General features: G+C 73.7%; 10 protein-coding genes. 6 read left to right on the top strand and 4 right to left on the bottom strand.

The genetic code is table 11. The annotated features are described in order from the left end of the window. The first annotated feature begins 46 nt into the window (after window positions 1-46). Complete coding sequence (locus JQN83_RS00230; protein ID WP_208564984.1) at window positions 47-1,369, top strand: CE1 family esterase; 1,323 nt, start codon at window positions 47-49, stop codon at window positions 1,367-1,369. A gap of 81 nt (window positions 1,370-1,450) precedes the next feature. Here JQN83_RS00230 and sigJ read toward each other — a convergent pair whose 3' ends face one another. Continuing rightward, window positions 1,451-2,377, bottom strand: coding sequence for an RNA polymerase sigma factor SigJ (sigJ, locus tag JQN83_RS00235; protein WP_208564985.1), 927 nt, complete (start codon window positions 2,375-2,377; stop codon window positions 1,451-1,453). Window positions 2,378-2,529: 152 nt separating this feature from the next. Between sigJ and wrbA the strand changes: the two genes are divergently transcribed. The 4 genes from wrbA (at window position 2,530) to JQN83_RS33625 (ending at window position 6,436) form a co-directional block, all read left to right on the top strand. Continuing rightward, window positions 2,530-3,138, top strand: a complete 609-nt coding sequence (gene wrbA / locus JQN83_RS00240; protein ID WP_208564986.1) for an NAD(P)H:quinone oxidoreductase — start codon at window positions 2,530-2,532, stop codon at window positions 3,136-3,138. Between the two features lie 162 nt (window positions 3,139-3,300). Next, entirely contained in the window at window positions 3,301-3,978 is a 678-nt protein-coding gene (locus tag JQN83_RS00245) for a vWA domain-containing protein (protein ID WP_208564987.1), read from the top strand. Beyond that, window positions 3,975-4,829, top strand: coding sequence for a protein phosphatase 2C domain-containing protein (locus JQN83_RS00250; RefSeq protein ID WP_208564988.1), 855 nt, complete (start codon window positions 3,975-3,977; stop codon window positions 4,827-4,829). The genes JQN83_RS00245 and JQN83_RS00250 overlap by 4 nt, the downstream gene beginning before the upstream one ends. Continuing rightward, on the top strand, window positions 4,826-6,436 hold the full coding sequence (locus JQN83_RS33625) for a hypothetical protein (RefSeq protein WP_208564989.1): 1,611 nt from the start codon (window positions 4,826-4,828) through the stop codon (window positions 6,434-6,436). The genes JQN83_RS00250 and JQN83_RS33625 overlap by 4 nt, the downstream gene beginning before the upstream one ends. An 832-nt stretch (window positions 6,437-7,268) precedes the next feature. Here JQN83_RS33625 and JQN83_RS00260 read toward each other — a convergent pair. Then, complete coding sequence (locus JQN83_RS00260) at window positions 7,269-7,649, bottom strand: hypothetical protein (protein WP_208564990.1); 381 nt, start codon at window positions 7,647-7,649, stop codon at window positions 7,269-7,271. A gap of 83 nt (window positions 7,650-7,732) precedes the next feature. On the opposite strand from JQN83_RS00260, the gene JQN83_RS00265 reads away from it, so the two are divergent. Beyond that, on the top strand, window positions 7,733-10,573 hold the full coding sequence (locus JQN83_RS00265; protein ID WP_208564991.1) for a CHAT domain-containing protein: 2,841 nt from the start codon (window positions 7,733-7,735) through the stop codon (window positions 10,571-10,573). A 29-nt stretch (window positions 10,574-10,602) separates the two neighbouring features. On the opposite strand, the gene JQN83_RS00270 is transcribed toward JQN83_RS00265, so the two are convergent. Both JQN83_RS00270 and JQN83_RS00275 read right to left on the bottom strand, forming a co-directional pair. Then, complete coding sequence (locus tag JQN83_RS00270; protein ID WP_307798934.1) at window positions 10,603-12,465, bottom strand: putative bifunctional diguanylate cyclase/phosphodiesterase; 1,863 nt, start codon at window positions 12,463-12,465, stop codon at window positions 10,603-10,605. Then, window positions 12,462-13,268: an SAM-dependent methyltransferase gene (locus JQN83_RS00275; RefSeq protein WP_208564992.1), complete on the bottom strand. Its 807-nt coding sequence runs from the start codon at window positions 13,266-13,268 to the stop codon at window positions 12,462-12,464. The genes JQN83_RS00270 and JQN83_RS00275 overlap by 4 nt, the downstream gene beginning before the upstream one ends. Window positions 13,269-13,488 lie beyond the last annotated feature (220 nt).

Here is a 13,488-nt window from a genome sequence, read left to right on the forward strand (position 1 = left end):
TGGCCCGCGGCGACCACCTCCACCCCCACGCACGAGGAGACACCTGATGACAGGACGCAGATCGAGACTCGGGTCGGTAGCCGCGACGATGCTGCTGGCCCTGGGCCTGGGCACCGCGATGGTCAGCGGCGGCCTGGGCACCTCCGCCCGCGCCGCGGACGTCGGGACGACCGCCGCGACGGCCGGCTGCGGGAAGGCCCCGACCCTGGCCAGCGGCACCCACACCATCACCAGCAACGGCAAGAACCGCAGCTTCATCCTGCGGGTGCCCGACGGCTACGACGCCAACCGGCAGTACCGGCTGGTGCTCGGCTTCCACTGGGTCGGCGGCACCGCCACCGACGTCGCCACCGGTCAGACCGTGCAGCGCGACGTGTGGTCCTACTACGGCCTGCAACGACTGGCGAACAACAGCACCATCTTCGTCGCGCCCCAGGGCCTGAACAACGGCTGGGGCAACGCCGGTGGGGAGGACATCACCTTCGTCGACAACATCCTCAGCCGGGTCGAGGCCGGGCTGTGCGTGGACACCACCCAGCGGTTCGCCCTCGGCTTCAGCTACGGCGGCGCGATGAGTTACGCGGTCGCCTGCGCCCGGCCCACCGTCTTCCGGGCGGTGGCGGTCTACTCCGGCGGGCAGCTCAGCGGATGCAGCGGCGGCACCCAACCAATCGCCTACTTCGGCGCGCACGGCATTCGCGACGGCGTGCTCTCCATCGCCGGCGGGCGTACGCTGCGCGACCGGTTCGTCCGCAACAACGGCTGCACCGCGCAGAGCCCGCCCGAGCCGAGCCAGGGCAGCCTGACCCACCGCAGCACCACCTACTCGGGCTGCCGCGCCGGGTACCCGGTGGTGTGGGCGGCCTTCGACGAGGGGCACATCGCCGCCCCGCAGGACGGCGCACCCGGTGACAGCGGCACCCGCACCTGGCTGCCGGCCGAGACCTGGCGGTTCTTCACCCAGTTCACGTCGACCACGCCCGCGCCCACCACCCCCGCGCCAACCACACCCGGCCCGACCACACCCGCACCGACCACCCCACCGCCGGGCGGCGGGGGCTGCGCGGTCACCGCGACGGTCAACGCGTGGAGCACCGGCCTGACCGAGGACCTCACCGTCACCAACACCGGCAGCACCCCGGTCAACGGCTGGTCGCTGATCTTCACCCTGCCCGGCGGGCAGAGCATCACCTCCGGGTGGAACGCCACCTACACGCCCGCCTCCGGCCAGGTCACCGCCCGCAACGTCAGCTACAACCCGACCATCGCCCCCGGCGCCTCGGTCAGCATCGGCTTCCAGGCCAACCACACCGGCAACGCCGCCGCGCCGCCGACGTTCACCCTCAACGGCGTCACCTGCACCAGGTAACCGCCGTACCGGTCGCGGGCGGGCCCGGGGTGGCCCGCCCGCGACGCTCCCGGACGCCTGCGTCCGGGAACGGCCCGCAGCTCAACCGACCGTCCAGGCGCGGAGCTTGTCGGGATTGAGGACCGTCCAGATGCGCCTGATCCGGTCACCCACGACGTCGAACGCCAGCACCGCCCCGACGACACCCGCCACCTGCGCCACCAGACCTGGCCGCCCGTTGACCGTGCACTCCAGGAGCCGGACGCCGGAGGCCGCACCGCCCCGATCGGCGAAGAAACGCGCGACCTGCCCGGCACCCTCGGTCGGGTGGAGTACCGCGCTGACCCGCCCGCCACCGTCGCCGGTCGCGGTGGCGTCGGGCGTCAGCAGACCGACGAGCGCGTCGATGTCGGCGGCCTGCCACGCCTTCCTGAACTCCCGGACGATGCCGGCCTGGCGGGCGGTGGGCACGCCGGGTGCCGGTGCCCCGCGCACGCGGCGGCGACCGGACGAGGCCAGCTGGCGGCACGCCGCCGGGGTACGGCCGACGACCTCGGCCACCTCGGCGAAGGAGTAGCGGAAGACGTCGTGCAGGACGAACGCGACGCGCTCGGCCGGGGTCATCGACTCCAGCACCACCAGGAAGGCCATCCCGACCGACTCGTCGAGGGCGATCTGGTCGACCGGGTCACCACCGGTGGGGTCGCTGGTCCACTCCGCACGTGCGGGCAGCGGCTCCGGCAGCCACTGGCCCACGTAGCGCTCCCGGCGGGCGCGGGCCGAGCCGAGCAGGTCGAGGCAGATCCGACCGGCGACCCTGGCCAGCCAGGCGTCCGGGGCCGCGATGGCGTCCCGCTGGCCGGGGGTCAGGGCATACCAGCGGGCGTACGTCTCCTGCACGACGTCCTCGGTGTCGGCCAGGGACCCGAGCAGCCGGTACGCGAGATTGACGAGCTGACGCCGTTCGCCGACGAGCCCGCTCGGGGCCGGGCCGGGCCGGTCGGACCCCGGACCGGTGGGGTTGGTCATGCTGCCGCCGGCCCCCTCGCCCGCTCCCCGCCCACCGGCTCGACCGACGTGCGCCAGCGGTGGCGACCCCGGCACGCCGCCTGACATTCGGCAGGGCTGTGTCGTCGTATCAGTGCACCGAACACTATCCCAGCGACGGGGGAAAAACGATCATGGGACCAGTGAACCTGGCGATCATCTACTACAGCGCCACCGGCACCGTGCACACCCTGGCCCAGGCCGCGGCCGAGGGGGCGCGGCAGGCCGGCGCGAACGTACGCCTGCGCAAGGTGGCCGAGTCGGCCCCGGCCGAGGCGGTCGATGCCAGGGCGGAGTGGGCCCAGCACGTCCAGGACACCGCCGACGTCGAAGTGGCCAGCGGCGACGACCTGGACTGGGCAGACGCGGCCCTGCTCGGCACCCCCACCCGCTTCGGCAACGTGTCGAGCCAGCTCAAGGCGTTCATCGACACCCTCGGCCCGCTGTGGTTCCAGGGCCGGCTCGCCGGCAAGGTCTACTCGGCCTTCACCGCGTCGAACACCTCGCACGGCGGGCAGGAGTCGACCCTGCTGTCGCTGTCGAACGTCTTCTACCACTGGGGCGGGATCATCGTGCCTCCCGGCTACACCGACCCGATCCAGTTCCAGTCGGGCAACCCCTACGGCACCTCGCACGTGGCCGGCAGCGGCCCGCCCGGTGACGTCACCCTCCAGGCAGCCCGCTACCAGGCCCGGCGCGTGGTCGACACCGCAGCCGCACTGAAAGCCGGACGGCCCGCCTGAACCCCTCCCCGCCCCGACCGGGCGGATCGCCCGGCCTGAGCAGGCCGGCCGGAACGGGGGCGGTCGGGGCGGGGCGGTCAGGGCCGTTGCGGAGCGCGACACTCGCATAGACAGGCGGTGTTACGTTGAAGCGGTCCACTAGCGACCGTCGAGGGGGTGTGCATGGCCGAGACCACGGGGCGGGTCCTGCCGGTCTATCTGGTGGCGGACGAGTCCGTCTCCATGACTCCGGTCGTGGACGAGCTGAACGCCGGCCTCCAGTCACTCCACGACGCCCTGCTACGTGAGCCGCTCGCAGCGGCCAAGGTCCGCTTCTCGATCATCGGGTTCTCCGAGGACGTGATCGTCCACTCCGCACTGTCCGACCTGCGCAACGAGTCGGCGCTGCCGCAGCTGTCCGTACGGGCCGGGACGGCCTACGGCGTCGCGTTCAGCCTTCTGGTCGACCGGATCCCGGCCGACGTGCGGGCCCTCAAACGGGAGGGCTTCGCGGTGCACCGGCCGGCGGTGTTCTTCCTCAGCGACGGCCAACCGACCGACCCGGGCGAGTGGGAGCCGGTCTATGCCGAGCTGACCGACCGGGAGCGCACCCCGACCGCGCCGAACATCATCGCGTGTGGCATCGGCGAGGCACGGGCCGAGACGATCCTGCACGTGGCGACCCGGCCGGAGTTCGCGTTCGTGGCCACCCCCGGGGTCGAGGTGGGGTTCGCGATCGCCGAGTTCTGCACCGCCCTGACCCGCAGCGTCATCAGGTCGGGGCAGGCCGTCGGTGGCGACACGGCGGAGCTGGTCGTGGAGCGGCCGGACAGCTTCCGGATGGCCGTGGACGTGGTGTGAGCTTCGACTGGGCTCCTCCGCTGATCGGGGCGACGGGCCCGGAGCTGCCGGCCCGCGCGCCGCAGACGCAGCCGTACCGGCCGGACACCGTGCTCGACGGGTGGGCGACGGACGGCTTCGCGGTGCGGGCGGCCTCGGTGCGCGGGCCCGGCCACCGGGCGTCCGACGTACCCCGGCAGGACGATTTCGCGCTGGCCACGGCGGACGGTTCGGTGATCGCGGTGGTGGCCGACGGGGTCTCCAACGCCCCGCTGTCCCACCTGGGCGCCACCATGGTGTGCCGGACGGTCGTCGACTACCTGCTGCGCGCCGACGACACCGTCGACTGGCACGACCTGCTGCGCTGCGCGGGCTGGGCCCTGGTGGAGTACGCCGGGCGGCAGCTGGGTGAGCCCGATCCGCAGCGGGCCGAGGCGCTGCTGGCCAGCACCGTGGTCGTCGCCCTCGTCCGGCCGGACGGGCCCGGTCGGGCCGTCGCCCACCTGGTCCGGGTCGGTGACTCGGCCGCCTGGCGGTTGCGCGACGGCACCTGGGAGCCACTGCTCACCGACCCGGCCGACCCGCAGGACGAGTTGCTCCCGGACGGCGTCGCCGCCCTGCCCCGGGTGCCCACCGAGGTCGACCCGGTGGCGGTGACCCTCGTCGCGGGCGACGTGCTGGTGCTGGCCACCGACGGTTTCGCCGAGCCGCTCGGTCACGGCACCGGGGATCTCGGGCGACTGTTCGGCGACGGGCTGACCACGCCGCCCGCGATGACCCGGCTCGCCTGGATGCTCGACTTCGCCGGCGGGGCCTGGGACGACGACCGTACCGTGCTGGCCGTCTGGCCGGTCCCGCCCGAACTGCCATGACCAGCCCACTGCCGCCCGAGGTGAGCCTGTCCGCCCTCGGCCCGCGTAACCGCATCGGGGTCGGCGGTCAGGGCACGGTCTACGCCCTCACCGAGGACCCCCGGTGGGTCTACAAGGAGTACGCGACCCGGCTCGTGGACGACGTCGACGTGACCACGCTGAACCGTTTCGTCCGACTCGCCGCCGACGCCGGACCGGACGCGGACGCGCTGCTCGGTCTCGCCGCCTGGCCCACCGCCGTCGTCCGTAAGGAGGGCGTGGTGCGGGGGTTCCTGATGCCCCGGGTGCCCGACCGGTTCCGGGTCCGCATCCAACTGCCACGCGGGCCGGACACCGTGCTGGCACAGGTGCAGTACCTGCTCAACAACGACGACTACCTGCGCGGCCGTGGCCTGCACGTCGACGACCGGATGCGCCTCGAACTGCTGCGGGACACCGCCGAGGCGCTGACCCTGCTGCACCGCCTCGGGGTCTGCGTCGGTGACCTGTCGCCGAACAACCTGCTGTTCAGCCTCGACGCCCGGCCCCGGTGCTACTTCATCGACTGTGACGCGATGCGCCTCGATGGCGACTCGGTGCTGGCGCAGGCCGAAACCCCCGAGTGGCACGTGCCGGACGCGGACGCCGAGGAACTGGCCACCCCGGCCACCGACGCGTTCAAGTTCGGACTGCTCGCGGTCCGCCTGTTCGCCGGTGACCAGCAGACCCGCGATCCGGCTGCGGCGCAGCGGCGGCTCGACCGGCAACTGGTCACCCTCGCCGGCCGGAGTCTCGACCCGATCCCGGACCGCCGGCCGGCCCCGGAGCACTGGCTGGACGCCCTGGAGCGGGGCATCCGACGCACACCGCCGACGGCACCGGCTGCTCCCCCGACGGGCCCGGAGCCGCCCGGTCAGGGGTCGACGCGCCCGAACGCCCCCCGCCGGGACCCCGTACGCCGCAACGTCCCCCGGCCCGGGGTGGTCAACCCCCAGCCGGCCGGCCGGGGTTGGGGTCTGCTCGTCGCGGCGATCGCCGCGATCGCGGTGATGGCCGGCCTGATCAGCGCCAACAGCGACACGACGAGCACGACCCCCCGGGCCCGGTCGAGTCTGCCCACGGGAGTGCGGTGGGACGCCACCACCGTGCCCTCCTACCCCCGGGTCCTGCCCACCCGCTACCCGGCAGGGGTGCCCGCAGCGCCCGTCCTGCCGCTACCGACCCGGTTCGACCTCGAAAAGCTCCTTCCCCTGGCCAGGCCCTGCCTGTTCAGCGACGTCACGGTGGGGCGCGGCCTCAACCGGACGTCCGCCCGGACGAAGGCGGCGGTCGCCGCCGTCGGCAGCTTCCTCTGCGGGATCAACATCGACTCACCACGCCTGGCCGACCGCAGCAGCACCCAGACCGCGCGGGCCGCCACGTTGGCGGACCGGGGCCCGTTCCGTGGCGCGACCATCATCGGGATCCGCACCGCGGCCAGCGGCAGCCCTCAGGTCAACGTGGTGTTCGTGCCGAGTGGTGAAGGCTCGTCATCCGGTTGCTGGCGCTCCCGGCTGTCACTGGTCAAGGACGGTGCCGGATACCGCGTGGGCTCGCTCGCCGCCCCGGCCCGGGCCTCCTGCCCGTGACCGCTGGCACCCTTGTGCAGCAGGTCGTTGACGGCGGCGGCGGTGGACGGGGGCAGCGGACGACCCTCCTCGACCGGGAAGCCCAACTCGGCGACCAGGCTGCGGTGCCGCAGGTCGACGGTCGCCTCCACGGTGTCGGCGAACAGGCCCACCGCGGATCGGGCCCGCCACCAGAAGACGACACCGAGGGTCGCGCCGAGCGGTGCCGCCGGCCACCACCACGGGGTCAGCGCCAGGTAGAGCACCGCCCAGCCGGCCGAGGTGACGGCCCGGTCGAACCGGTCACGGGCCTGCATCACGTCGGTCCGGCCGTCGGCGGTGAGCAGCAGCCAGAGCCGTGGCCAGATCAGGCCCAGGCGGAGACCGTACTGCGCGGCGACCCGGTCGTCGGCGAGGCGGATCCGGTCACCGATCCACGTCGGCCGGGCCGGTAGGTACACCGCCGGGACCACCCGGTGTTGCGCGTCCAGCCGACGCGCGGCAGCGGCCCGGCGGCGGGCGGTCAGCGTCGCCGCGATCCGACCCGCCGGGCCGGCCCAGGAGCCGAGCCAGAGGTGGCGGACGACCCGGCCGGCCGCCTGGGCGCCGACGGCGGCCACCGCGGCGACCGCGACGACGAGCGACCCGACCACCACGGCCAGGCTGACCCGGCCCTTCAGGTGGTCGAGCGCGTCGGCGGCGGCGAGCGCCGCGCCGGGCACGTCGAGGACCCCACCGCGCCCCGGCAGTACGGCGAACGCGGCGACCAGGCACCACAGCAGGCCGGGGCCCAGCGCCCGGGTCAGCCAGCGGTCGTTGAGGCGTCGGCCGACCTCGCCCAGCAGCACCTCGATCATGGCTCGGTCCGGTACGTCATCGGCGTACCGGCGAGCGCACAGTGCGGCACCCGACCCCGGTCGTCGCGGTGGGCCCGGCGTGCACAGCGGTGGTGTGGACAGCGGTAGTCACCGTTGAGCACCACCGGCGCGAGACCCTCCAGTCGGGCGCCCCCGGCGTAGTCGGGAAGTAACGGGCCGGAGCCGATGCCGCGCTCGGTCTCGGGCTCCGGTCCGACGGTCCAGCCGAGCTGCCGGCAGACCTCCTCCACCGGCCGGCCGGCGGCCAACTCGTCGAGCAGGTCGTCGAGCAGGTCGGTCCACATCCCCGCCTCGGCCCGTTCGCGCAGGGTCGGTACGGCGGCGCACAACGCGGCCAGCAGACGACGTTGCTCCATACACGACACTCCTGTCGATTGACGCCCGAGCTGCCGTCGAATCTACTGAATCCGTGCCATCCGAAGCGGGATCCGTCGATTCGATGGATCCGCTCATCGTCGCCTACAACGACAGCGGCGACGTGTCGCTGCTGGTCCGGGCCGAGGACGTGGCGCGGGGCCTGCTCGCGTCCGATCCGTCCCGGGTGGATGTGCTCGCCGCGCTCTCCACCGTCCTGATGTTGCGGGGCCGGGCCTCGGACCCGAAGCACCTCGACGCGGCGGTGGTCGCCGCCGAGCAGGCCACGGCGCTGACCTCGCCCGGTGATCCGTGGTGGCCGTACGTCAACGCCCAGCTGGCCCTGGTCGTCGGCTTCCGGTTCGAGCAGCGGCGTGAGGTGGCGGACCTGTCGACGGCGAAGCGGCACGCGGACGTCGCGGTGGCCGCCGTCGGCGCGGACGACCCGATCCGGATCGACGTGCTGGTCCGCTGCGTGAACGTGTACCGGCTCAGTTTCGAACGGTTCGGCCAGTTGGCGGACATCGACGCGGCCGTACGCCTCAGCCGGGAGGTCCACCGGTCCACCGACCCGGACCACCTGCTCACCGCCCGCCAACTGCTGGCGCTGTGCCTTGTCATGCGCTTCACCCGGACGGGCGGTCCACGCGACATCGACGAGGCGATCGAGCACTGCCGCAGCGGTCTGGCCGCCATGCCCGCGCGGCACGTGGACCGGGCCGCCCTCAACGGTGTGCTGGTGATCGCGCTGGTGCAGCGTTGGGTGAGCACCGACCATGCGGACGAAACCGACCTGCACGAGGCGGTCCGGGTCAGCCGGCAGGTCGTCGCGGACCTGCCGGCCATCGGCACGGTCCGCGCGCAACTGCTGGCCACCCACGGGGTGCTGCTGGTCCTGCACGGCCTCAGCAACAACTCGTCGGTGCACCTCGACGAGGCGATCCGCAGCGCCCGGGAGGCCGTCGACGCACCGACCGCCGGCACCCAACGGGCCGGCCACCTGGTCAGCCTGGCCCACTCGCTGCTCGTCCGGGCCCGGATGAGCAGCGACCCGGCCGGGGTCAGCGACGCCGTCGACACCGGTATGGCCGCCCTGGCCGGGTTCTCACCGGGCCATCCGGACCGGGCACGGGCCCTCAACGTGCTCGGCACGGCGTTGCGGATCCGCTACCTGATCGATCACGACCCGGCCGACCTCGACGCCGCGGTCGGCATGTGGCGGTCGTCGTCGGCCTCCCGGGCGGGTGCGATCGAAATCCGGATGACCGCCGCCCGCACCTGGGCGCAGACCGCCGCCGAGGCCGGTGACGCGGCGCTGGCCCTGGAGGCGTACGGCACCGCCGTGGGTCTGCTGCCGCTGCTGGCGTGGCGGGGCCTGGACCGTACCGTGCAGGAGAAACGGCTGACCTCGGTGGCCGGCCTGGCCGGCGATGCGGCGGCCTGGGCCATCGCCGCCGGTCAGCCGCAACGTGCGGTGGAACTCCTGGAGCAGGGTCGTCAGGTGCTGTGGTCACAGGCCCTGCAGACGCGCAGCGACCTGTCCGCGCTGGCCGCGGTCGCACCCACGCTCGCCGACGAACTCGACCGGACGCGCCGGGAGTTGGACGGCGCCGGGGCGTCCCCGATCGTCGCGCTACCGTCCCGGCCCGGCTGGGAGCTGGGCCGGGACCTGCTGACCAGCGCGCTGGGTGGACCGCACCGTGCCGAGACCGAGGACGCCGGTCACCGCCGCCGGTTGGCGGAACGCTGGGAGCGGCTGGCGGCCGAGGCCCGCCGCCAGCCCGGCTTCGAGAACTTCCTGCACCCGCCGTCGTTCGCCGCCCTCCAGCCCGCCACCAGGGGCGGGGCCGCGGTGCTGGTCAACACCTCGCGGTGGCGCAGCGACGCGATCGTCGTCACCGCCGACGGGGTACGGGCCGTGCCGCTGCCGTGGCTGTCGCACGACACGGCGCAGCGGCGTGCCGCGGCGTTCCTCGAGGTGCAGCGGGCGGTGGAGGGGGGCGGCGGGCCGGCCGAGCGGGCCGCGTTGCACCAGACGCTGGTGTCGTTGCAGCGGTGGCTCTGGGACACCGTCGGGGAGTCCGTCTGTGCGGCCCTCGACGACCTGCTCGACGTCGGGCCGGAGCGACGGCACCGCGTGTGGTGGTGCCCGACGGGGCCGCTGACGATGTTGCCGCTGCACGCCGCCGGCCGGTTCGGGGCGAGCGCCCCGCTCGCCGCGCGACGCCGGATCTCGATCGCCGCGCGTTGCGTGTCGTCCTACACCCCGAGCCTGTCCGCGCTGCTGCGCGCCCGCACCACCCCGGCGCCGGCCGGGCCGCCGCGGGCGTTCGCGGTGGGGCTCGGCACCCTGCCCGGCCAGCCGTCGCTGCCGGCGGTCAGCGACGAACTGCGCGCGGTCAGCTCGCACGTGCCCGGCCTGCGGGTGTTGTCCGGTCGCAGCGCCACCGTCGAGGGTGTGCTGAGCGCGCTCGAACGGCACAGCTGGGCGCACTTCGCCTGCCACGGCGACCAGGACTTCAAGCGGCCCAGTGCGGCCGCCCTCCGCCTGGTCGACGGCAGGCTCAGCGTCCTGGACCTGGCCGGCCGCCTCGCCGCCCGCAGCCAGTCGGCCGGTGGGGCCGACCTCGCCTACCTCTCGGCGTGTCGCACCGCGGCGGGCGGCCGGGACCTGCCCGACGAGGCGATCCATCTCACCGCGGCGCTCCAGATGGCCGGCTTCCGACATGTGATCGGCAGCCAGTGGGCGGTCTCCGACCGGGTGGCGGCCCAGGTCGCCGGCGACGTCTACGCCGGGCTGAGCGCCGGGGACCACCTGGACGCCGACGGTGCGGCCGTCGCGCTGGACGCGGCCATAGATCGGGTACGACGGGCGCACCCGGACCGCCCGGAACTGTGGGCGGCGCTGGTCCACACCGGCCCCTGACCCTCCGGCAGCAGCGGCCGGCGGGGGCGTCAGCGCCGCTGGACCGGGATCACCGGCAGCTCGGGGCCGGGTGGCACAGCTTCGCGGTGCTGCTGCGCGACGATGCCGGCGGTGATCTCGTCGGGTGGCACCGGACGACCGAAGTGCCAACCCTGCCCGTTGTCGCAACCGGCCGCGGTCAGCCGGTGGGCCTGCTGGGCGGTTTCGATGCCCTCGGCGGTCACGACGAGACCGAGCCTGTGCCCGAGCGACACGACGGTGCCGAGGAAGTCGTCATCCGTGCCGGGGCGACGGGCCCCCGGCCAGCGGGCCGGCTGCGCCGACGGCCGGGTCAGACTGGCGTCGAGTTTGAGGCCGTACAGGGGCAGGGAGCGGAGGTTGGCCAGATTCGCATAGCCGACACCGAAGTCGTCGATGACGATCCGGACGCCGAGTTGCATCAACGCCGCCAGGGTCTGCGTCACCACGCCGGTCAGGTCGATCACCGCCTGCTCGGTGATTTCCAGGTGCAGCAGGTGCGGCGGCAGACCCGTCCGGTCGAGAATCTGCGCCACCTCCCCGGCGAGGCCGGTGCGGTGCAGCTGGCGTACCGAGACGTTCACGCTCACGTACAGGCCGGGTTGGATCCGCTGCCAACGGCTGGCCTGCCGGCACGCCTGCTCCAGCAGTTGGCTGCCGAGCGCCACCACGAGGCCGGTGCGTTCGGCCAGCTCGATGAAGCGGGCGGCGCTCAGCAGCCCGAGCTGGGGATGCCGCCAGCGGGCCAGGGCCTCCACCCCGGCCAGCCGCCCGGAGCGTAGCGCGGTGACGGGCTGGTAGGCGGCGGTGAACTCGCCCCGTCGCAGCGCCGCCGGCATGGCCGCCGACAGCCGGTAACGCTCGGCGTCGGCGTTGCTGCGGTCCTGGTCGAACAGGCGGAGGGTGGCCTTGCCGTCCGCCTTGGCCCAGTGCAGCGCGATCTCACCGGCGCGCATCAGGCGCGCGGCGCCGCCGTCGGCGACGGTGCCCTCGGCCACCCCGGCACTCACCGTCAGCGGCACCTCGGTGCCGTTGACCCGGAACGGGGCGGCGAGCACGGCGAGCGCCCGATCAGCGATCTTGACGACGTCCCCGGCGCAGGTGGTGTCGCGGACCAGGATCGCGAACCGGTCGCTGTCCAGCCGCGCCACCAGGTCGAACCGCCCGTCGGCGAGCGCGCCGAGCCGGGCGGCGATCTCGCGCAGGAGCAGGTCACCCACCTGGTACCCGAGTACGTCGTTGACCGCCGCGAAGTCGTCGACGTCGAGGCAGCAGACCCCGACCCGGTCGGTCGGTGCCTCGGCGGTGGACAGCCGTCCCAACTGCTCGGTGAGCAGTGTCAGGTTGGGTAGTCCGGTCAACTGGTCGTGCGTGGCGAAGCGGCGGAACCTGACCTCGCTGACCCGTAACGCCTCCTCGGCCTGGGTGCGGGCGGCCAACGCGGCAAGCCGGACCGTGTCCTGGGCCCGCAGGCTGTGGTCGTGCGCGGCCGACGTGAAGCCCGTCGCGAGCTCCGCCAGCAGGTCGTTCAGCCGGGCCGTCCGGGTGGGATCGGCGGCGACGCCGAGGTCGCCGAGGAGCCGCGAGGTGAGGACCGCGATCGTCCCACCGAGCGCCTCCGGCGACCCGAAGCCGGCCGCCACCAGGTCGGCACCGATCCGACGGCCTTCGCCGGGCCCGCCCGGTCCGGCGAGAACCGCGGTGACCACGCGGTCCGCGAGCCCGGTGACGATGCGGTGCCGTTGTTCGGCGCTGATCGGCACGTAGTGGGCCCGGTGCAGGGCCGTGGCCCACGCCGTCACGAACTCCCCGACGCCCCGGCCGTCGGCGGCGGGCCGGTCGTCGGCCCCGTCGGCGGCGGGCCGGTCGTTCACCTGCGGCGTCCGACTCCGACGTAGAAACTCATCCGTTCCGGGTGCTCGCCGACGTCGGCCTCCGACTCGGGACGCCACAGCGGGGACCACACCACGCCGGGTTCAACCAGGTCGAGGCCCGTGAAGAAGTCCTCCACCTGGGCGCGGGTCCGGGCGGTGACCGGGGTGTTCGTCCGGCCGCTGAGCCGGGCGCCCTCGCCCATCTCGTCCGGCCGGCTGTCGGTGGTGACGTGGCTGATCGCCACGCAACTGCCGGGGGCCAACGCGGTCCACAGCCGCCTGATCAGTCCGTACGGGTCGTCGTGGTCGGGGACCGCGTGCACCACCGAGACGAGCAGCAGGCCGACCGGTCGGTCCAGATCCAACAGCCGGCGGACCTCCGGATGGTCCAGGATGGCCTCCGGATGGCGCAGGTCTTCGAGCAGGGCGACCGCGTTCGGTTGGCCGGCGAGGATGTGCGTGCTGTGCGTCACCGCCACCGGGTCGATGTCCACGTAGGCGACCCGGGAGTGCGGGTCCACCTGCTGGGCGATCTCGTGCACGTTGCCCACCGTCGGAATACCGGACCCGATGTCCAGGAACTGACGGATCCCCTCGTCGAGCATGAACCGCACCGCCCGGTGCAGGAACTCGCGGTTGGCCCGCGCGACCAGGCGGAGATCGGGCACCGCAGCCAGTGCCTGGCGGGCGAACTCCCGGTCGACCTCGAAGTTGTGCGAGCCGCCGAGCCAGTAGTCGTAGGCTCGGGCCACGCTCGGCCGGCTGAGATCCACATCTGCTGGTGCCCATTCCGGCCGTTCCATCGTCACCCTTCCAGCACCACGCATTGACGAGACCGCCGCCACTATAATCGGAACTTTGCCACCATTGCACCGCGCCGAGATCCCTACGCCGGTCCGCAGGTCGACGGGTGTGCCGGTGTCGGCGGGGGCCTGACCGTCGGCGTGGTGCTGCCCAACCGGCCGGCCGATCCCGGCGTCGGAGACCTCGGTGCACGCCCGCCGCCGGGAGCCGTACGACCGC

This window comes from Micromonospora antibiotica, from assembly GCF_017599305.1.
Classification (GTDB): Bacteria; Actinomycetota; Actinomycetes; order Mycobacteriales; family Micromonosporaceae; genus Micromonospora; species Micromonospora antibiotica.